We start from the raw sequence: 18,514 nt of genomic DNA on the forward strand, positions 1-18,514 counted from the left end.
CGAGGACGCGCTCCTCGAATTCGATCTCGAGGTTCTGCGGTCCGTAGATGAGCGTGGCCACGGGCCCCCTTCGTTCATCGGGCCGGCCCTGGCGGACGGCTCCTCGGGGGACGGTATCCGCTCGGACCCCGGTGCGGGGAATCGGGCGGGAGACACGCCGGACCCCCATTGACAGTCCCGCGGACGGGACGTAGCACTGCCGGGCGTGCTGGGCGCCACGTTAGCCGACGCATGTAGCGAGAGTCGATGCTCCGTCGCGGATCTCCCGTCGGCCGGGGCCGGCCCGGGAGCGAGCGCGGGCACCTCCGGCTGCCGGCCGCGCCGCTCAGGATCCCGTCACGGCCCGGCCGGCGCGTCCCACCCCTCCTGCGGAGTCGCGCAGGTGCCGCGGAAGACGTACTGCGACGGAAGCTTCCGCTGGTGCGAGGACCAGTCGATCGCCGGCCGCCGCTGCTCCGGAGGCAGGTAGCCGAGCCGGTACACCGCCATCAGCTCCAGCTCATCGGGCACGGCGAGCAGCGACTCGATCCGCGCCCACGCTCCCGGCACCTCCATCGGGAACGACACGAACTGGATCCCCATCCCCAGCTCGACCGTGCTCAGCCAGACGTTCTCCATCGCGGCGCCCATGCTGAACACCGAGTAGAAGGAGGAGAGCTCGCCCGGACGGTACTCGGAGCGGTCGAGCATCACGCCGAGCAGCAGCGGCGATCCCGCGACGAGCCGGCGGTTCTCCTCACCGAGCGTCTGCGGGACGCGGAGGGAGTTCATCAGGAACTGCCCGCGCTTCGTGAAGACCTGCTTCGTGAAGGGGCGGAGCGGAGCCGGCAGCTTGTCGAACAGCATCCCGTCGCGCCGCTGCTCCATCTCCTCGCTGCTGAAGCGGAAGTAGGGCTTGTAGCGCTCGAAGAACGTGCCGTTCGACATCGCGGTGGTCATGCTCTCGCCGCTGATCGCGGCGATCCGGTCGATCGTCTCGCGCTCCTCGACGAGCACGAACCGCCACGGCTGGCTGTTGAGCTGCGAGGGCGCCCGGCCGGCCACCTCCATCAGGAGCCGCTGGTGCTCCTCGGAGACGGGGTCGGGCAGGAACGCGCCGTTGGTGGTCTTCCGGCGCCGGACGACATCGAGGAACTCCATGCCTCGATCCTGCCCCGATCGATCGCGCAGAGGGGGGAGCGGCGGCGGCCCGGGGCGCGCGCGGTAGCATCGAGGGTCCTGTGCAGGCTCGAGGGAAGCGGTGGAACGGTGAAGACGAGGGTCATCTTCTACCTTCTCGGAGGTGTGTTCGTGCTCGGCGCGGGCATCAACTCGGTCGTGGGCAGCGGCTTCTCGGTGCCGAACCTGCTGACGATGCTCTGCGGCGCGCTGATCCTCGCGATCGCCGGCTGGCAGGCGCTGCGCTCCTACCGCTCCGACCCCGACCGCGACGTCGAGCCCCCGCGCTAGAAGCCGGGGCGCGTCAGCGCAGGGCTGACCCGGCCCTGAGACGCTGGAGCACTCCTCGGCGCCGCGCCGGCCGCCGCGTCCGCCCGAGAGCGGCGAGCACGAACGGAGCCGCCGCCAGCGCGATCGCCGGGTGCCGACGTCCGTGCGTCCCTGCGAAGGGGATCACCGCCAGCGGGACGGCGGCGGGAGCCAGCGCGGACGCGGCGCGGGTGTCCGACCGTCGCAGCGTCGCCCAGGCCAGAGCGGTGAGCGTCGACGTGCAGATGTAGAGCGCGTGATGGATCCAGTGCCAGCGGCCCGTGCGGAGAGCGCCGGTGGCGACGGCGGTGCCGAGGGCGCAGTTGGCGGAGTAGCTGACAGCGGCGGCGCGCAGCCAGAGCGGACCGGAAGCGCTCACCCTCCGCCGCGTCCTCACACCTCGCCCCGCGCGAGCAGCAGCCGGTAGGGCGCCGCGCGCTCGACCCGCCACCCCTCGGGCGCCACAGCCCGCAGCTCGGCGGCGGTGAAGCTGCGCCGCACCGACAGCGACCCGTCGTAGTGGAGGAACGAGCCGGCCGCGATCGGTCGCGTGGCCAGCAGGTAGGCCGTGTAGGCCAGCCGCGAGCGCTCGATGTCGTTGTGCAGTGCGAGCGGGGCCAGGCGCTCGCTGTCGGCGAGCAGGTCGGCGAGTGATTCCGGCGACAGGTGGTGCAGCACGTGGTTGGAGGTCACCAGGTCGAAGTGCTCGCCCTCGGCGACCAGGTCGGCGCTGCTCGCGCGGCGGAACTCGACTCCGGGCGGCGCGGGCGTCGACGTGGCGAAGGCGGAGGCGCGCTCGTCCGGATCGACGGCGGTGATCGCCAGGCGGAGGCCGTCCTCGCGGGCCCAGCCGGCGAGGGAGTGGGCGACGTCGCCGCCTCCCGATCCGATGTCGAGCAGGCGGAACGGCTCGTCGGGCCGCAGCAGCGGACGCAGGCGCGAGCGGTAGAGGCCGCGCCACCCCGAGACCAGCCGGTTCACGGTGCCGAAGCGGGCGTAGGTGGCGTCGAGCAGGGTCCGGTCGCAGTCCGGGTCGTCCATCAGCTCCTGCTCGGAGACCTCGCGGTGGCGCAGATCCGGCGCGAGAGGGGCGCGCGGAGTCACTCCCCGCCCCGCTTGGTGAGCAGCGCGAGCTCGACGGTGAGGCCGGGCCCGAACGCCATCGCGCCGATCCGCTCGCCGTCGGCCGCCTCGCCGTGCAGCAGGCGCCGCAGGATGAAGAGGACGGTCGCGCTCGACATGTTGCCGTTGGTCCGCAGCACCTCGCGCGACGGGGCCAGCTGCTCGTCGCTGAGGGCGAGCGAGGCCTGCACCTTGTCGAGGATGCTGCGGCCGCCGGGGTGGATCGCCCAGCGCCGCACGTCGCTCCGCTCGACCTCGGCGCCGGCCAGCAGCGGGGCGACGGCCGCCTCGATGTTCGCTCCGATGATCGAGGGCACGTAGGTGCTCAGCCGCATCGAGAAGCCGTGGTCGCCGATCGTCCACGCCATCTCGGTCTCGCCCTCGTCGGTGAGCGTCGTGGCGAGCGCGTCGAGCTCGAGCACCGGGGCGCCGGGCGCGGCCTCGCGGGCGGTGACGACGGCCGCCGCACCGCCGTCGGCGAAGACGGAGGTCGCGACGATCTGCTCCGGATCGTTGGAGCTCGTGAGGTGGATGGTGCACAGCTCGACCGCGACGACGAGGACGACCGCCTCCGGGTCGGCCTCGCAGAACTGGCGGGCGGCGCGCAGGCCGGGGAAGGCGCCGTAGCAGCCCATGAAGCCGAGGTGGAAGCGCTGCGTCGAGGGCGCGAGGCCGAGGCGGCGGACCAGCTGGTAGTCGGGCCCCGGGGCGTAGAAGCCGGTGCAGGAGACCGTCACCACGTGGGTGACGTCCTCGGCGGTCATCGACGCGGACGCGAGGGCGCGGCGGGCCGCCTCCGTGAAGAGCTCGGGAGCGCGCTCGGTGTAGACGGCGTTGCGCGCGGCCGTCCCCGGGTCGAGCACCAGGCCGCTCCCCGCGTCGTAGAAGACGCTCGCACCCTCCCGCTCGACCCGGTCGAGCTCGTCGACCACCGTGCTGCGGGTGTCGATCCCGGACGCGTCGAAGGCCGCGCCGATCAGGCGGGACCCGAGCCGGGTCATCGCGGGCTGGGACGCGAAGAGGTCGCGCACCTCGGACTGGCGCAGGACCGTGGTCGGCACCGCCGTCTCGATGCTGCGGATGTGCACACTCACCCGCAGGAACCTATCGCGGAATCCTGCGGGTGAGCGGTGCCCTGGAGCGTGATCAGAGGATCGGCTTCCCGCCGGTGACGGCGATCGTCGACCCGCTGATGTAGCTCGCCTCGTCGGAGGCGAGGAGGACGTAGGCGGGGGCCACCTCGGCCGGCTGCCCGGGGCGGCCCAGCGGGACCTGCTCGCCGAACTCGGCGACGGCCTCCTCCGGCATGGTCGAGGGGATGAGCGGCGTCCAGATCGGGCCGGGCGCGACGGAATTGGCGCGGATGCCCTTCTCGCCGAGCGCCTGCGCGAACGAGGCGGTGAGGCTGAGGATCGCCGACTTCGTGGCGGCGTAGGGGAGCAGCTGGTACGACGGCTGGTCGGACTGCACCGAGCTCGTCGCGATGATCGACGCGCCCTCCTTCAGGTGGGGCAGCGCCGACTTCACGAGGTGGAAGTAGGCGCTGATGTTCGTCGCGATCGTGCGGTCCCACTCCTCGTCCGGGATGTCGGTGACGCTCTCGCGGCTCATCTGGAAGGCGGCGTTGCTGACGAGCACCTCGAGGTGGCCGAAGCGCTCGACGGTCTCGGTGACGACGGCGCGGCAGTGCGCCGGGTCCTGCAGGTCGCCGGGGAGGAGCAGCGCCTCGCGGCCGGCCTCCCGGACCCACTTGGCGGTGTCCTCGGCGTCGTCGTGCTCGTCGAGGTACGAGATCGCGACGTCGGCGCCCTCGCGCGCGAACGCGATCGCGACGGCCTTGCCGATGCCGCTGTCGCCGCCCGTGATGAGGGCGACCTTGCCGCTGAGGCGGCCGGTGCCGCGGTAGGTGGTCTCGCCGTGGTCGGCCTTCGGCGTCAGCTCGGCCTCGGTGCCGGGCGGTGTCTGCTCGGGGGATTCCGGAGTCATGACTCTCCCTCTCGTGTCGTCGGTCGGTCCCTCCATGCAAGCGGGTGGGAGGGAGGGGGCGCAGGGGGTTGACGCCCGGACCGCTCCGTCGTGTCGTCAAGCCCGCGACACCGAGGGCTCCCTGGGTCTTGACTGAGCGTGTCGCCCTTCTTCGGGGCGCTCGGCCAGGAGGTTCGACATGAGCACGACAGACAGGGATCCGGCTGACGGCGGACTGCCGCGACGGGCAGAGGGCTCGGCGGCGGGCGGCACGGCGCGCATCGGCTCCGCGGGGGATACGGGAGCGGCTGCGGCGACGGACCGCTCCGCGACTCCGGACCGTTCCGCCTCCTCGGACCGCTCCGCTTCGACGGACCGCTCCGACTCCGCGCATTCGGCTCCCGAGCACCGCGCGCCCGTCGACCCCGACTCCGCCGAGGCGAAGCAGGCCCGTGCGGCCGCGCGCAAGGACATCCACCAGCGCGAGCGCGACCGCTTCGGCGGCTTCAAGATCGGCTGCGCCTTCTTCGGCTGGCTCGCCGCCACCGGACTCGCCGTCCTCCTGACCGCCCTCGTCACCGCGATCGGGGCCGCCGTCATCGGCACCCAGGACGTCACCGGCGACCTCGCGGCCGACCCCGCCGCGTTCGGCTGGGCGGGCGCGATCGCCCTGCTGGTCATCCTCCTCGTCGCCTACTACTGCGGCGGCTACGTGGCAGGCCGCATGGCCCGCTTCAGCGGAGCGAAGCAGGGCGTCGGAGTGTGGGCCTGGGCGGTCGTCGTCGCGATCGTCGTGGGCATCGTCTCGGCGATCACCGGCGGCAGCCAGGCGCTCTCCGCGGTGAGCGGCTTCCCGACGATCCCCCTGGACGCCGGCGACGCCACGGCCGCGGCGGTCGTGACGGCGCTCGCCGCCTTGGTCGTCGCGCTGGTCGGCGCCGTGCTCGGCGGTCTCGCCGGCATGCGCTTCCACCGCCGCGTCGACCGCGAGGGCCTCTCCGGCCTCTCCGTCTGACGCTCCCGTCCCTCCTCTCTCCGCGAGACGCCGCTCCGGTACGCCACGCACGCCGTGCAGCGCACCGGAGGGGCAGCTCGCGGAGGGGAGGTAGGGTCCTTCGCGTGACGGGGGAACGAGGGACGCGGCTGGCGGGCGAGCTGCGGGGGTGGGACGCGGGCGCGCTCGCGGACCTGCGGGACGAGTACCTGGCGTTCCTCGAGCAGCGCGGCGAGTCGGCGCTCGAGCGCGACGGCGGCCCCGAGCACGTCACGGCGAGCTGCTTCGTGCTCTCGCCGAATCTGGCGCAGGTGCTGCTCTGCTTCCACCGCAAGGGCCGGTTCTGGGTGCAGCTCGGCGGTCATGTCGAGCCCGGCGACGACTCCACGGCCGACGCGGCCCTCCGCGAGGCGCGGGAGGAGAGCGGAGCGGCACGGCTGCAGCCGCTCGGCGTCCTGCCCCTCGACCTCGACCGGCACGCGCTCGGCGACGGCTTCGGCCGCTGCTCCCGCCACTGGGACGTGGGCTACGGTGCGATCGCCGACCCGGACGCTCCCGTGAGCGTCAGCGACGAGAGCGACGACGTGGCCTGGTGGCCGGTCGACGCGCTGCCCGCCGAGGTGCCGCCGGGGTTCGCCGAGCGGCTGGCCGCGGCGCTCGCCGCGGCGCGGCTGCTCCGCGGTGCGGGGTCGCTCGGCGGCTGACCGAGGCCCGCCTCCACCCACTCCGCGTCCCGGCAGCGCGCCTGCGACGAGTCCTCCCCGTGACTCCGGCGCCGTGCGGCACGATGGGGCGATGAGCAGCACCGCTGACCCCGTCGTCGTCCTCGCCGGTGCGAGCGGATTCCTCGGGACGGACCTCGCCCGCCGCTTCACCGCCGACGGCTGGACGGTGCGGAGGATCGGCCGCTCCGGGCCGGACGCGCGCCGGGGCGACACCGTCGGCATCACCCGCGTGCTCGACGGTGCGCGCCTCCTGGTGAACCTGGCCGGCAAGAGCGTCGACTGCCGGTACACCGCGGCGAACCGCGCCGAGATCCTCCGCTCGCGCGTGGCGACCACCGCGGAGCTGCACCGGGCGGTCGCGGCGGCCGCGACTCCTCCGCCGGTCTGGATGAACGCGAGCACGGCCACGATCTACCGGCACGAGGAGGAGCGGGCGAACACCGAGGACGAGGGCGTGCTCGGCGAGGGCTTCTCGGTCGATGTGGCGCGGGCGTGGGAGTCGGAGTTCTTCGCCGGGGAGACGCCCGGCGTGCGGCGCGTGGCGCTGCGGATGTCCATCGTGCTCGGAGACGGTCCGGCGACGGCGATCCTGCTGCGGCTGGCGCGGCTCGGCCTCGGCGGTCCGCAGTTCGACGGGCCGTGGCCCTCGACGCGCGCGCGCCGCGAGGCCGGCGTGCACCACGAGCACCGGCGCACCCGCGGCCGTCAGCACTTCAGCTGGATCCACGTGGAGGACGTCCACCGGTCGATCCGCTTCCTCGAGGAGTCGACCCTCGACGGGCCGGTGAACCTCGCGTCGCCGAATCCGAGCGACAACACCGAGCTCTCCCGGCTGCTCCGCGCCGCCGTCGGCCGCCGGATCGGCGTGCCGGCTCCGCGCTTCGTCCTCGAGCCCGCGACGCTCCTGCTCCGCACCGAGTCCGAGCTCCTGCTCAAGTCCCGCTGGGTCGTGCCCGCCCGCCTCGAGGACGCCGGCTTCACCTTCGCGCACCCCCACCTCGCCGAGGCCCTCTGCACCCTGGCCTGACCCGCCCCCCGCGAGGCGACCGACCTCCGCCGCGAGCCCGTGTCGCGGAGGTCCGAGTCCGAGTGCGGATCCACCCCACCCCGGCCACCCTCGAGGCGTCGACCGGAACGCGTGCCGAGCGTTCTGGACGCGCCGACCGCGCCCCGCTCTCCGAGTACCCGGCCGGTCTCTGAGTCGACCGCGCCACGCCGCGCGGGGAGCGGCGTGGCCGACATCACGCTGAGGTCGCTCTACTTCGCGACCTTCGCCGCGATGTCGCTCCGATACAGCCCGCCGTCGAGGTGGATCAGGTCGAGCGCGCGGTACGCCCGCTCCCGCGCCTCGGCGAAGTCGGCGCCGCGTGCGACGACGTTGAGCACGCGGCCGCCGGTGGCGACGAAGCTCCCGTCGACCAGCTGGGTCGCCGCGTGGGCGATGGTGACGCCGGGGACGTCCGCCGCCGCGTCGAGTCCGGTGATGGTCCGTCCGGTGACGGCGTTCTCGGGGTAGCCCTCGCTCGCGAGGACGACGGTGACGGCGACCTCGTCCGTGAACGCGGGCCACGGGACGGAGGCGAGCGCGCCGGTGGCCGCCGCGTGCAGCAGCGCGGACAGCGGGGAGGCGAGGCGGGGGAGGACGACCTGGGTCTCGGGGTCTCCGAAGCGGGCGTTGAACTCGATCACGCGCAGGCCCGCGTCGGTCACGATGAGGCCGCAGTAGAGGAGTCCGACGAAGGGGGTGCGCTCGCGCTCGAGCTGGCGGATGGTCGGGATGGCGACCGTGTCGATCACCTCGTCGACGAAGGCGCGCTCGCTCTCCCAGCGGTCGGCGAGCCAGGGGAGCGGGGAGTAGGCGCCCATGCCGCCGGTGTTCGGCCCCTCGTCGCCGTCGCTCAGGCGCTTGAAGTCCTGCGCGGGGGAGAGGGGGACGACGTCGTGGCCGTCGGAGAGGAGGAAGAGGGAGACCTCCTGGCCGGCGAGGAACTCCTCGATGAGGACGTCGCCGGACTGCAGCCAGAACTCGGCGTGCGCGATCGCGGCGCTGCGCGACTCCGTCACCAGGACGCCCTTGCCCGCGGCGAGGCCGTCGGCCTTGACGACCGAGGGGAGTCCGTACTCGTCGATGGCGCGGGTGGCGTCGACCAGGGTGGAGACGCGGGTCGCGCGGCCGGTGGGCACGCGGGCCATGTCCATCACGCGCTTCGCGAAGGTCTTCGAGCCCTCGAGTGCGGCGGCGGCCCGGTCGGGGCCGAAGGTGGGGATGCGGCGCTTGCGGAGCGCGTCGGCGACTCCGGCGACCAGGGGCGCCTCGGGGCCGATGACGACGAGCTCGATGCCCTGCTCCACCGCGAAGTCGCTGACCAGCCGGGGGCTGTTCGTGTCGAAGTGGATGACCTCGACGTCGCGCGCGATGCCGGCGTTGCCGGGCGCCGCGATGATCTCGTGGTGCTCCTCCTCCGCGAGGAGAGCCGTGATGATGGCGTGCTCACGGGCACCCGAACCGAGGACGAGGATCTTCACCCTGACAGGATAGGGCGCCCCGCGCCGGGGCTGGTCCCTGTGACGTCCTCCTCCGCAGGGCGGCGCTGCGGACGCCGACACGCCGGGCGGAGCCACGCGGAGGCCTCCGGGAGCGAGCGGCGGCGGCAGGATGGGTGGATGGCCAAGGGCAGGATCGACGAGGCGAGCGGGCAGTCCGCGGTGCGGGCGGCGCTCGCCGGAGGAGCGGACCGGAACACGACGGCGACGGCGGTGCGGTTCCTCCTGCAGATCATCGAGACGAACGTCCCCGGGCGCAGCGTCGAGGTGCGCGTTCCGCCGTTCGGCGCGGCCCAGTGCGTCGAGGGCCCGGGCCACACCCGCGGGACTCCGCCGAACGTGATCGAGATGGACGCGGCGACCTGGCTGCCGCTCGCGACCGGCTCGCTGCCGTGGAGCGAGGGTCTCGCGAGCGGGCGGATCCACGCCTCCGGAGTGCGCGCGGACCTCACGCCGTTCCTCCCCATCCTGCGCGTCGGCTGAGCGTCGGCGAGTTAACTTCTCGTAAACGCGGCGGCGAGCCGTCGTCAGAACGTTTGACCTGGGCTCCGCCGTCGGGTTGTCTGGGAATAACCCCCTCACGCGGCACGAATCCTCTCCGGATCCACCGCTCGATGCTTGGAGTCCCCTTCACGATGCGCAGTACTTCCCCGGGCCGACGCGGCCTCACCCGACTCCTCTCCGCGACCGCCGTCGGCGCCGTCGCCGGAGCGGCCCTCCTCGGCGCCACGCCCGCCGCGGCGGCCGAGGGCGATGTCGCCATCGACATCCTCTCGATCAACGACTTCCACGGGCGGCTCGCCGCCGACCGCGCCGTCGCCGGAGCCGCCGTGCTCGCCGGTGCCGTCGACTCCTACCGCGCCGCCAACCCGAACACGCTGTTCGTCTCGGCCGGCGACAACATCGGCGCCTCGACCTTCGTGTCGAAGGTGCAGGGCGACATCCCCACGCTCGACTCGCTGAACGCGATGGGCCTCGACGTCAGCACCCTGGGCAACCACGAGTTCGACCAGGGCCGCGCCGACGTCGACGGCCGCGTCGTGGACGCCTCGGCGTTCCCCTACGTGAACGCGAACCTCTACGACACCGCGACCGGCGAGCGCGCCTACTCCCCGTACGTGATCACCGAGCAGGACGGCGTCTCCGTCGCCTTCATCGGCGCGATCACCGAGGACCTCGGCAAGCTCGTCAGCCCCGCCACGATCTCGACGCTCTCCATCGAGCCGATCGCCGAGAACGTCAACGAGGTCGCCGCGCAGCTCCAGGACGGCGACGCCGCCAACGACGAGGCCGACGTGGTCGTCCTGCTCCTGCACGAGGGAGCCGACGCCGACGCGGCCGAGCTGAACACTCCGGAGGCGGACCCCAAGTTCGGCGCGATCGTCAACGCGGTCGCCCCGAACGTCGACGCGATCGTCTCGGGCCACAGCCACCAGGAGTACGACGCGGGCATCGACGCCGGTCGGGCCTTCCCGACCGTCGTGTCGCAGACCGGCAGCTACGCCGAGAACATCGGCCGCATGTCCCTGACCGTCGACCCGGCGACCAAGCAGCTCACCTCGCTCACCAGCGAGGTCGTGCCGCTGACGAAGGTCGTCGACGACCCGACCTCCGACGACCCGGCCAAGACGATCGTCGTCGGCGCCTTCGAGCCCGACCCCGAGGTCGAGACCATCGTCGCCGACGCCCAGGCCGTCGCCGTCCGCGAGGGCAGCGTGAAGGTCGGCACCATCACCGAGGACATCTCGCGCGCCTACCGCCCGGACGGCACCACGACCAACCGCGGCTCGGAGTCGACCCTCGGCAACCTCGTCTCGGACGCCCAGCTGTGGGCCACCCGTGAGCTCGGCACGCAGATCGCCTTCTCGAACGCGGGCGGCCTGCGCGACGACCTCTCCTACACCGCGACTCCGGACCAGCCCGGCGACGCGGACGGCGTGGTCACCTACGCCGAGGCCTCCGACGCCCAGCCCTTCGCGAACACCCTGGTGACCCTGCAGCTGACCGGCGAGCAGATCTCCGACCTGCTCGAGGAGCAGTGGGTGGGCAGCTCCAGCCACCCGCAGCTGAACCTCTCCACCTCGAAGGACCTCACCTACGTCTTCGACGCGACGGCGCCCGAGGGCTCGCGCATCTCGCAGGTGTTCTTCCAGAACGAGCCGATCGACCCGGCCGCGACCTTCACCGTCGTGACCAGCAGCTTCCTCGCGAGCGGCGGCGACGGCTTCAGCACCTTCACCGAGGGCACCGGCACGGCCGACTCCGGCCGCATCGACCTGGACGCCTTCGTCGGCTACATCCAGGACCTCGGCACCGTCAGCCCCGACCCCGTGCAGCGCACGATCGGCCTGACCGACAACGTCCCGGACTCGGGCGAGTACGCGGTCGGCGACACCATGACCGTCGACCTCTCCTCGCTCCTGTTCAGCACCGGAGCCGCGGCCGACACCACCGTGACCGCGAGCGTCGACGGCACCGTCGTCGGCACCGCGACGATCGATCCGACCCGGGCCGTCACCGACGACTCGACCGGTCGCGCCTCGTTCTCGGTCCCGATCGACGAGAGTCTGGCGGGCGGCGCGCACACCGCGACGTTCGCGCTCGACACCACCGGCACCGAGATCAGCGTCGGCTTCGCCGTCGCGGCCGGTGCCGGAGCGGGCACCCCGACTCCCGGACCGACCACGGAGCCGACGCCCGCGCCGACCACGCCGCCCACCACGGGCCCCGCGCCGACGCCGACCACTGCTCCGGTCGCCGGCTCGCACCACCTCGCCGAGACCGGAGTGGACGCGACCCCCGCGTTCGCCGCCGGGATCGCCGCTCTGCTGCTCGGTCTGGGCATGACGGTCGCGCGCCTGCGCCGCCGCACCGCCGCGAAGTAGCCGCACCGCGCGCACGACGGGCCCTCGACTCCGGTCGGGGGCCCGTCGTCGTGTGCGGTGCGAGCCGATGGTCGACCCCCGGGAGCCGCGGCGGGGAGGCGCTCCCCGAGGAGCGGCACCAGCCCCCGGAGACGCGAGAACGCCGCCTCCCGGTCGGGAGACGGCGTCGGAACGCGATGAGGTGCTGTCGCGGAGCGGCGGGGCTCAGTGCTGCGCGGGGACCTGACGGTAGCCGTCGCGGCTGGCGACGAGCACCGTCGACACCGTGCCCCATGCGGCGAGGCCACTGAGGACGACGAGGATTGCGATGCTCATGAGTGTTCTGCCTTTCGTTGCGGCGGCTTCTGATCCATCCGCCGGGATGCTGTGTACAACGTCCAGTGTCCGGCCCCGTGTTCCGTAGGACAATCGAACTGTTCTTGCCCTGACGTGTAGTTTCTCTACATGGACGTGCGACGGCTGGAACTGCTCCGCGAGCTCTCGATGCGCCGCTCGATCACGGCCGTGGCGGAGGCGACGCACCGCACGCCCTCCGCGGTCTCGCAGCAGCTCAAGGTGCTCGAGCGCGAGGCCGGCGTGCCGCTGATCGAGCGCTCCGGCCGCGGCGTGGTGCTCACGGCGGCGGGACGCGAGCTCGCCCGGAGCGCCACCGAGATCGCGATCGCGCTCGAGCGGGCCGACGCCGTCTGGCAGACGTTCAAGAACAACCCGATCGGCGAGGTCACCATCGCGACCTTCCCCACTGCGGGCCAGATGCTCCTCCCGAACGCGCTGGTCGCGCTCCGCAGCGTCGAGGGACTCGTCGTGCAGTGCGAGGACGCGGACCCCGGCACCGACGAGTTCGCCGACCTGACCGCCGACTTCGACATCGTGCTCGCCCACTCGCCCACCGGCAGAAGCGCCTGGGCCGGCCGCGGCCTCGCGATGGCGGAGCTGATGATCGAGCCTCTCGACATCGGCCTGCCGGCCGGGCACCGACTCGCGGACCGGGCGACGGTCTCGGCGGCGGATCTGGTCGGCGAGACCTGGATCGGCGTCCCGGACGGGTTCCCGTTCGAGCGCGTGATGCAGGACATCGAGACCGCGTCCGGCGAGGCGGTGCGGGTGGAGCAGCGCTTCGCGTCGACCCGCGTGACCGAGGCGTTCGTCGCGGCGGGCCTGGGCATCGCGGTGCTCCCGCGCTACACGGCGGGCGGCGCGGGAGTGGTGGTGAAGCCGCTCCGCGGGGTGAACTCCGTGCGGCACATCGTCGCGCTGATGCGGCCGGACCGGGCGGAGCGGCTCTCGGTCCGCACCGTCGTCCGCGAGCTGCGCGCGCAGGCGGGCCGGCTGGTGCACGCGCTCTGAGCGATCACGGTGCCGTGCCCTCGCCCGCACGGGGGAGAATGGAGGCATGAGCGATCCCGCCCGCCCCGAGGTCACCCGCGAAGAGGTCGACGTCCGCCGCTCCCCGCGCGTCTGGCGCATCCTGACCCTCGGCGTCGGGCTCGGAGCGATCGCGGCCTTCGTGCTGACCTTCGCGCTGCCCGAGACGCAGGGCTTCTCCCGCGGGCAGGTCTTCGGCTTCAGCCTGCTGCTCTTCGTGACGCTGTTCGGCGCTCTCGCGGGGCTCGTCGTGGTGCTGCTCGACCGGGTCGTCGGCCGGAAGGTCGTCCGGACCACCGCCGAGCGGATCGTCGAGCGCGAGGACGCGGCCGAGGAGCCCGTGGCCGAGGAGGCTCTGCCCGACGTGCGGACGACGTCCGACGAGGACGACCCGCAGACGGGGTCCGACCGGGTCTAGCCGGCGGAGGCGAGCCGCCCTGCGGCCGCTGCACTCCGCCCTGCGCTGAGGGTCCCGCCCGCGGCTCGCGCTCGCGGACGGGACCGCGGCGTCAGCGTCCCCGGCGCGACGAGGAGCGGCGGCTGCTGCTCGCGCTGGACGTCGGGCGCTTGGCGGCGGCGCGCTTGGCCTTCTGCGACTTCGAGATCTTCTTGGCCACGAAGGTGAGCAGGAACGGAAGGATTCGGTAGAACACGGGGGACTCCTCGGGTGCATGCGCGCGGGGCCGCGCACCCTCCGATCATGGAGCGGCGCACGGATCCGCGGCACCCGTTGCGCCGCGCCCGGCGCTGTGCAGAGCTCAGCTCAGCTGCGTGCGCTCCACCCAGTCGAGGTACTCCGGGGTGACGGTGCCCGTGACGTACTCGCCGGTGAAGCAGCTGGTCTCGAGGTCGGTGACGTCCGAGCCCTCGAGGATCGCCGCCTTCATGTCGGCGACCTCCTGGTAGATCAGCTGGTCGGCGCCGATCGCCTCCGAGATCTCGGGGATGCGGCGGTTGTGGGCCACGAGCTCCTGGCGCGAGGGCATGTTGATCCCGTACACGTGCGGGTAGCGCACGGGAGGCGCGGCGGACGCGAAGGTGACCGTGTTCGCGCCGGCCGCGCGGGCCATGTCGACGATCTCCTTGGAGGTGGTGCCGCGGACGATCGAGTCGTCGACGATCAGGACGTTCTTGCCCTTGAACTCGCTCGACATCGCGTTGAGCTTCTGCCGCACCGACTTCTTGCGGACCGCCTGCCCGGGCATGATGAACGTCCGGCCGACGTAGCGGTTCTTGTAGAAGCCCTCGCGGTACTCGATCCCGAGCTTCTGCGCGACCTGCATCGCGGCGGGGCGGGAGGAGTCGGGGATCGGCATGACGACGTCGATCGCTCCGCCCGGGGTGTACTGCGCGATGGTGTCGGCGAGGCGGTCGCCCAGGCGCAGGCGCGCCTCGTAGACCGAGATGCCCGACATCACGGAGTCGGGGCGGGCGAGGTAGACGTACTCGAACGAGCACGGGATGAGTCGCGGATCCTTCGCGCACTGGCGGCTGGCCATCCGGCCGTCGGGAGTGATGAAGACCGCCTCGCCGGGAGCGACGTCGCGGACGATCTCGAAGCCCTGCGCCTCGAGCACGAGCGACTCGGAGGCGACGACCCAGTCGTCCGGCGCGCCCGTGTTGCTGCGGCGGCCGACGATGAGCGGGCGGATGCCGAAGGGGTCGCGGAACGCCAGCAGCCCGACGCCGGCGATCAGCGCGATGGTGGCGTAGGAGCCCTCGACGCGCTCGTGCACGCGGGCGACGGCGTCGAACACCTCGTCGGCGTCGAGGTCGCGGCCCGACATCGAGGCCTGCAGCTCGTTCGCCAGCACGTTGACCAGCAGCTCCGTGTCGGAGGTGGTGTTGAGGTGGCGGCGGTCGATGCGGAAGAGCTCCTCGGTGAGCTCGCGCGTGTTCGTGAGGTTGCCGTTGTGGACGAGGATGATGCCGTACGGCGCGTTCACGTAGAACGGCTGGGCCTCCTCCTCGCGCTCGGCGTTGCCCTTCGTCGCGTAGCGCACGTGGCCGAGGCCCATGGATCCGAGCAGCGAGCGCATGTCGCGGGTGCGGAACGCCTCGCGGACCTGTCCCGCGGCCTTCTTGATGTGCAGGGTGCTGCCGTCGGCGGTCGCGATGCCGGTCGAGTCCTGGCCGCGGTGCTGCAGGAGGGAGAGGCTGTCGTAGATGGACTGGTTGACCGGTCCGGAGGACACGATCCCAACGATTCCGCACATGCCGGAGGGGCTCCCAAGGGGATAGCAGGGGGGTTTGACGGTCCATCCTGGCACGCGGGGGACTCATCCCCTAATGGTTCGCCGTGGGCGGATCCGTGGTCGTGGGGGTACTCAGGGCGGCGTCGACCGGCGGATCGGCCGGGCGGTCGGTCGGGGAGCCGCGCGGCCGCTCAGCTGCTCGGAGCCGTCCAGGCGCCGGCGAGGCTGCGGTCCAGGACGCGGCGCCAGCCCTGCGGAGCCGCGGACTCGCGGCTGGTCGTGCCCGCCATCCAGAGCAGGGCCATCAGGTCGTCGTGGGTGAAGTCGGGGGAGAGGGATCCGTCGCGGTGGGCGGCCTCGACGAGATCCCGGCCGAGCTCGATCGAGCGGTCGCAGGCCTCGATGAGGGCGACTGCGTCGGGGAAGCGGCGCAGCATCGCGTCGTTGAGGGCGGGGTCCTCCAGCTGGAGGTCGATCATCCCGGAGACGAAGCGCTCCAGGCGTCCGCGGGAGGACCGCTCGGCGAGAGCGCGCTCGGTCAGGCCCTTCAGCTTCTCGCCGGCGACGGCCGGGACGACGGCGTCGATGAGCTCCTCACGGGAGCCGACGCGGTTGTAGAGGGTGCCGATGCTCACGCCGGCGTGACGGGCGATGTCCTCGAGGGGGGCGGCGAGGCCGCGGGAGCCGAAGACCTCGAGGGCGGCGGCGTGCAGCTTCTCGACGTTCCGCTGCGCGTCCCGGCGCAGGACCTTCTGCTCGTCCACGCGATCCTCCCGATGATCTTGAGGTGCCACTCAACTTATGGTCCAATGAGTCTTGAGGCTGACCTCAACTTAGCAGCCCCGCTCATCGCGCCCCGGGGCGCACGACGACAGGACCTCCCATGCCCCTTCTCACCGTCGTCGGCGCGGGCCCCGGCCTCGGCCTCGAGATCGCCCGCGTCTTCGGCCGGGCCGGCTTCACCGTCGCCCTCGTCTCGCGGAACCAGGAGAAGCTGGACGGCCTGGCCGCCCGCCTCGCCGAGGAGGGCATCGAGGCGACGGGGTTCGCCGCCGACATCGCGCAGCCCGAGACCCTGACCGCCGCGCTGCGGGCGATCCGTGCCGACCTCGGTCCGATCGACGTCCTCGAGTTCTCCCCCGCCGACTCCGCTCTCACCCCGGTCGGCGTCCTGGACGTCACGCCCGAGAACCTGCAGCCGCAGATCGACTTCTACCTCGGCGGCGCGCTCCGCGCCGTCGGCGAGGTGGTTCCGGACATGATCGCCGCCGGCAGCGGGACGATCCTCGTCACCACCGGCGGCGGCTCCGTCTCCCCGCACGCGGCGCTGGCGAACATCAACATCGCCGCCGCGGGCCTGCGGAACTGGGTCCTCAACCTCCACTCCGCGCTCGAGCCCCGGGGCGTCTACGCCGCCCACGTGGCGATCACCGCCCTCATCGACGGCGGCCACCCGGACGCGGCGGCCGAGGTCATCGCCCGGTCCTACCTCGACCTCCACCGCAGCCGCGACCGCGCCGAGCTGCACTACGTGGCCTGGGACGCGTGACCGCGGGCGCGGAGCGGGAGCTGCCGGCGAGGCGGACCCGGATCCGCGCCGCGGCGGGAGAGGGCAGTCGGTAGGGTCGTCGCGTGAGTGATGAGACGAGCAGCTACGCCCGCGCAGGAGTCGACACGGCGGCGGGGGACCTCGCCGTCGAGCTGATGAAGTCGGCGGTGTCGGCGACGCACGACAGCCGGGTCCTCGGCGGGGTCGGCGGCTTCGCGGGCCTGTACGACGTCTCCTTCCTCCGCGACTTCCGTGCCCCCCTCCTTGCCACCTCGACCGACGGCGTCGGCACCAAGGTCGCGCTCGCCCAGGCGATCGACAAGCACGACACCATCGGGCAGGACCTCGTCGGCATGGTCGTCGACGACATCGTCGTGGTCGGCGCCCGCCCGTTCTTCATGACCGACTACATCGCGTGCGGCAAGGTGGTCCCGGCCCGCATCGCCGACATCGTCGCCGGCATCGCGCGCGCCTGCTCCGAGACGGGCACCGCGCTCGTCGGCGGCGAGACGGCCGAGCACCCGGGCCTGCTCGGACCCGACGACTACGACGTGGCGGGCGCGGCGGTCGGCGCGATCGAGGCGGACCAGGTGCGCGGCGCCGACCGCGTGCGCGACGGCGACGTCGTGGTGGCGATGGCCTCCTCCGGACTGCACTCGAACGGCTACTCGCTCGTGCGCCACATCCTCGCCGAGCGCGGCATCGGCTTCACCGACCGCTCCGAGGAGCTGGGCGGCGTGGTCGGCGAGGTGCTGCTGGAGCCGACCCGCCTCTACACCCGGCCCCTCCTCGACCTGCTCGACGACGCCGAGCTCGGCCCGGCCGTCCACTCCATCAGCCACGTCACCGGCGGCGGGATCGCGGCGAACCTCGCCCGGGTGCTGCCGCGCGGCTCCTGGGTCGAGGTCGAGCGGGCGAGCTGGAGCCCGTCCGACGTGTTCCGCGCGCTCGCCGGGATGTCCGGCGCGACGCTCGAGAGCACCGAGGGCACCTGGAACCTCGGCATCGGCATGTTCGCCGTGGTCGCGGCGGAGGCGGCCGACGGCATGATCGCGCGCCTCGAGCGCTCGGGCGTCCCGTCGTGGGTCGCGGGCCGCGTCTCGACGGCCGCGCGCGGGTTCGAGGGCTTCGAGCAGGGCGCGAAGGGCGTCGACGGCGGAGCGGTCCGCCTGGTCGGGTCCTACGCGGGCTGATCCCCGGAGGCGCCGCGGATCAGCGCGGTGCGGCGTGCGCGCGCTCCCAGGAGTGCTCGTGCCGGGTCAGCAGCCACGAGCCCGCCGCGCAGAGGGCGCAGGCGGCCGCGGTGGCGAGCAGGGCGGTCGCCCAGGTCGGGGCGTCGCGGCTGACGAGCAGGTTCGCGGAGGCGACCAGCACGCCGAGACCGGCGCCCGCGCTGGTGCCGAGCACGAACGGGCCGTCGCGGCGGCTCGCGACGCGCACCGCGACCATGCCGGCGACCGCTCCCGCGCCTCCGACGACTCCGATGCCCGCGCCGGAGGCCGCTCCCATGAGCAGGCCGAAGCTCACCAGCCCGGGCGGGCCGTCGGCGGCGAGGACGCCGGGCAGGTAGAGGACCAGGGCGACGGCGGCGCCGACCGCGCCGCCCACCAGGATCGCGCCGACCAGCAGGGCGGCGGTGACGTAGCCGACCCGCGCGACAGGCCGCGCGGATCCTCCGGGTTCGAACATTCGCGACTCCATCG

20 protein-coding genes are annotated in these 18,514 nt (G+C 73.0%); 10 read left to right on the forward strand and 10 right to left on the reverse strand.

The features are described from left to right. Nucleotides 1–336: 336 nt before the first annotated feature. A complete protein-coding gene (locus tag C5D04_RS10785; protein WP_104256039.1) occupies nucleotides 337–1,140 on the reverse strand; it encodes a nitroreductase family protein in 804 nt (267 codons plus the stop codon). Nucleotides 1,141–1,248: 108 nt separating this feature from the next. Here C5D04_RS10785 and C5D04_RS10790 point away from each other — a divergent pair, with 108 nt between their 5' ends. After that, a complete protein-coding gene (locus C5D04_RS10790; protein WP_104223776.1) occupies nucleotides 1,249–1,449 on the forward strand; it encodes a hypothetical protein in 201 nt (66 codons plus the stop codon). Between the two features lie 13 nt (nucleotides 1,450–1,462). Here the strand turns inward: C5D04_RS10790 and C5D04_RS10795 are convergent, their stop codons facing one another. The 4 genes from C5D04_RS10795 to C5D04_RS10810 are packed head-to-tail and all read right to left on the reverse strand — an operon-like array spanning nucleotide 1,463 to nucleotide 4,575. Then, entirely contained in the window at nucleotides 1,463–1,846 is a 384-nt protein-coding gene (locus C5D04_RS10795; RefSeq protein WP_104247377.1) for a hypothetical protein, read from the reverse strand. A 14-nt stretch (nucleotides 1,847–1,860) separates the two neighbouring features. Further along, the gene (locus tag C5D04_RS10800) at nucleotides 1,861–2,571 is read right to left on the reverse strand and encodes a class I SAM-dependent methyltransferase (RefSeq protein ID WP_258068891.1); all 711 of its coding nucleotides are present in this window, start codon (nucleotides 2,569–2,571) and stop codon (nucleotides 1,861–1,863) included. Next, nucleotides 2,568–3,683 carry a type III polyketide synthase gene (locus C5D04_RS10805; protein ID WP_104347679.1) on the reverse strand — a complete coding sequence of 372 codons (1,116 nt, stop codon included), beginning with the start codon at nucleotides 3,681–3,683 and terminating at the stop codon, nucleotides 2,568–2,570. Before C5D04_RS10805 ends, C5D04_RS10800 begins: the two co-directional genes overlap by 4 nt. Before the next feature lie 52 nt (nucleotides 3,684–3,735). Next, nucleotides 3,736–4,575 carry an SDR family oxidoreductase gene (locus tag C5D04_RS10810; protein WP_104233826.1) on the reverse strand — a complete coding sequence of 280 codons (840 nt, stop codon included), beginning with the start codon at nucleotides 4,573–4,575 and terminating at the stop codon, nucleotides 3,736–3,738. 178 nt (nucleotides 4,576–4,753) lie between these two features. On the opposite strand from C5D04_RS10810, the gene C5D04_RS10815 reads away from it, so the two are divergent. The 3 genes from C5D04_RS10815 (at nucleotide 4,754) to C5D04_RS10825 (ending at nucleotide 7,300) form a co-directional block, all read left to right on the forward strand. Then, the gene (locus C5D04_RS10815; RefSeq protein WP_258068892.1) at nucleotides 4,754–5,569 is read left to right on the forward strand and encodes a hypothetical protein; all 816 of its coding nucleotides are present in this window, start codon (nucleotides 4,754–4,756) and stop codon (nucleotides 5,567–5,569) included. Between the two features lie 104 nt (nucleotides 5,570–5,673). Further along, a complete protein-coding gene (locus tag C5D04_RS10820; RefSeq protein WP_258068893.1) occupies nucleotides 5,674–6,252 on the forward strand; it encodes an NUDIX hydrolase in 579 nt (192 codons plus the stop codon). A 91-nt stretch (nucleotides 6,253–6,343) separates the two neighbouring features. After that, nucleotides 6,344–7,300, forward strand: a complete 957-nt coding sequence (locus C5D04_RS10825; protein ID WP_104347680.1) for an epimerase — start codon at nucleotides 6,344–6,346, stop codon at nucleotides 7,298–7,300. 230 nt (nucleotides 7,301–7,530) lie between these two features. Here the strand turns inward: C5D04_RS10825 and purD are convergent, their stop codons facing one another. Then, nucleotides 7,531–8,799, reverse strand: a complete 1,269-nt coding sequence (gene purD, locus C5D04_RS10830; RefSeq protein ID WP_104233829.1) for a phosphoribosylamine--glycine ligase — start codon at nucleotides 8,797–8,799, stop codon at nucleotides 7,531–7,533. 138 nt (nucleotides 8,800–8,937) lie between these two features. Here purD and C5D04_RS10835 point away from each other — a divergent pair, with 138 nt between their 5' ends. From C5D04_RS10835 to C5D04_RS10850, 4 genes are all read left to right on the forward strand, one after another. Continuing rightward, nucleotides 8,938–9,300: a sterol carrier family protein gene (locus tag C5D04_RS10835; RefSeq protein ID WP_104223770.1), complete on the forward strand. Its 363-nt coding sequence runs from the start codon at nucleotides 8,938–8,940 to the stop codon at nucleotides 9,298–9,300. A gap of 152 nt (nucleotides 9,301–9,452) precedes the next feature. Then, nucleotides 9,453–11,702: a bifunctional UDP-sugar hydrolase/5'-nucleotidase gene (locus C5D04_RS10840; protein WP_104282656.1), complete on the forward strand. Its 2,250-nt coding sequence runs from the start codon at nucleotides 9,453–9,455 to the stop codon at nucleotides 11,700–11,702. Nucleotides 11,703–12,146: 444 nt separating this feature from the next. Then, complete coding sequence (locus C5D04_RS10845; RefSeq protein WP_104223768.1) at nucleotides 12,147–13,049, forward strand: LysR family transcriptional regulator; 903 nt, start codon at nucleotides 12,147–12,149, stop codon at nucleotides 13,047–13,049. A gap of 46 nt (nucleotides 13,050–13,095) precedes the next feature. Next, nucleotides 13,096–13,485, forward strand: coding sequence for a hypothetical protein (locus C5D04_RS10850; RefSeq protein ID WP_104226813.1), 390 nt, complete (start codon nucleotides 13,096–13,098; stop codon nucleotides 13,483–13,485). Between the two features lie 91 nt (nucleotides 13,486–13,576). Here the strand turns inward: C5D04_RS10850 and C5D04_RS18235 are convergent, their stop codons facing one another. From C5D04_RS18235 to C5D04_RS10860, 3 genes are all read right to left on the reverse strand, one after another. After that, nucleotides 13,577–13,720, reverse strand: coding sequence for a hypothetical protein (locus C5D04_RS18235; RefSeq protein ID WP_181137697.1), 144 nt, complete (start codon nucleotides 13,718–13,720; stop codon nucleotides 13,577–13,579). Nucleotides 13,721–13,825: 105 nt separating this feature from the next. After that, nucleotides 13,826–15,283 (reverse strand): amidophosphoribosyltransferase, encoded by a 1,458-nt coding sequence (gene purF / locus C5D04_RS10855; protein WP_104223766.1) that lies wholly within the window; start codon nucleotides 15,281–15,283, stop codon nucleotides 13,826–13,828. A 170-nt stretch (nucleotides 15,284–15,453) separates the two neighbouring features. Next, the gene (locus C5D04_RS10860; RefSeq protein WP_104233833.1) at nucleotides 15,454–16,026 is read right to left on the reverse strand and encodes a TetR/AcrR family transcriptional regulator; all 573 of its coding nucleotides are present in this window, start codon (nucleotides 16,024–16,026) and stop codon (nucleotides 15,454–15,456) included. A gap of 119 nt (nucleotides 16,027–16,145) precedes the next feature. Here C5D04_RS10860 and C5D04_RS10865 point away from each other — a divergent pair, with 119 nt between their 5' ends. Both C5D04_RS10865 and purM read left to right on the forward strand, forming a co-directional pair. Next, nucleotides 16,146–16,811, forward strand: coding sequence for an SDR family NAD(P)-dependent oxidoreductase (locus C5D04_RS10865; protein WP_104260845.1), 666 nt, complete (start codon nucleotides 16,146–16,148; stop codon nucleotides 16,809–16,811). Nucleotides 16,812–16,894: 83 nt separating this feature from the next. Continuing rightward, on the forward strand, nucleotides 16,895–18,004 hold the full coding sequence (purM, locus tag C5D04_RS10870) for a phosphoribosylformylglycinamidine cyclo-ligase (RefSeq protein ID WP_104292525.1): 1,110 nt from the start codon (nucleotides 16,895–16,897) through the stop codon (nucleotides 18,002–18,004). 19 nt (nucleotides 18,005–18,023) lie between these two features. On the opposite strand, the gene C5D04_RS10875 is transcribed toward purM, so the two are convergent. Then, complete coding sequence (locus C5D04_RS10875; protein WP_104226816.1) at nucleotides 18,024–18,500, reverse strand: hypothetical protein; 477 nt, start codon at nucleotides 18,498–18,500, stop codon at nucleotides 18,024–18,026. Nucleotides 18,501–18,514 lie beyond the last annotated feature (14 nt).

This window comes from Rathayibacter sp. AY1D2 (assembly GCF_002932695.1).
Classification (GTDB): domain Bacteria; phylum Actinomycetota; class Actinomycetes; order Actinomycetales; family Microbacteriaceae; genus Rathayibacter.

Bases quoted from the DNA above. Each gene is read 5' to 3' on its own strand.
- C5D04_RS10785 (WP_104256039.1), bottom strand. From the start codon at position 1,140: ATGGAGTTCCTCGATGTCGTCCGGCGCCGGAAGACCACCAACGGCGCG.
- C5D04_RS10810 (WP_104233826.1), bottom strand. From the start codon at position 4,575: ATGACTCCGGAATCCCCCGAGCAGACACCGCCCGGCACCGAGGCCGAG.
- C5D04_RS10815 (WP_258068892.1), top strand. From the start codon at position 4,754: ATGAGCACGACAGACAGGGATCCGGCTGACGGCGGACTGCCGCGACGG.
- C5D04_RS10825 (WP_104347680.1), top strand. From the start codon at position 6,344: ATGAGCAGCACCGCTGACCCCGTCGTCGTCCTCGCCGGTGCGAGCGGA.
- C5D04_RS10835 (WP_104223770.1), top strand. From the start codon at position 8,938: ATGGCCAAGGGCAGGATCGACGAGGCGAGCGGGCAGTCCGCGGTGCGG.
- C5D04_RS10840 (WP_104282656.1), top strand. From the start codon at position 9,453: ATGCGCAGTACTTCCCCGGGCCGACGCGGCCTCACCCGACTCCTCTCC.
- C5D04_RS10845 (WP_104223768.1), top strand. From the start codon at position 12,147: ATGGACGTGCGACGGCTGGAACTGCTCCGCGAGCTCTCGATGCGCCGC.
- C5D04_RS10850 (WP_104226813.1), top strand. From the start codon at position 13,096: ATGAGCGATCCCGCCCGCCCCGAGGTCACCCGCGAAGAGGTCGACGTC.
- purF (WP_104223766.1), bottom strand. From the start codon at position 15,283: ATGTGCGGAATCGTTGGGATCGTGTCCTCCGGACCGGTCAACCAGTCC.
- C5D04_RS10865 (WP_104260845.1), top strand. From the start codon at position 16,146: ATGCCCCTTCTCACCGTCGTCGGCGCGGGCCCCGGCCTCGGCCTCGAG.
- C5D04_RS10875 (WP_104226816.1), bottom strand. From the start codon at position 18,500: ATGTTCGAACCCGGAGGATCCGCGCGGCCTGTCGCGCGGGTCGGCTAC.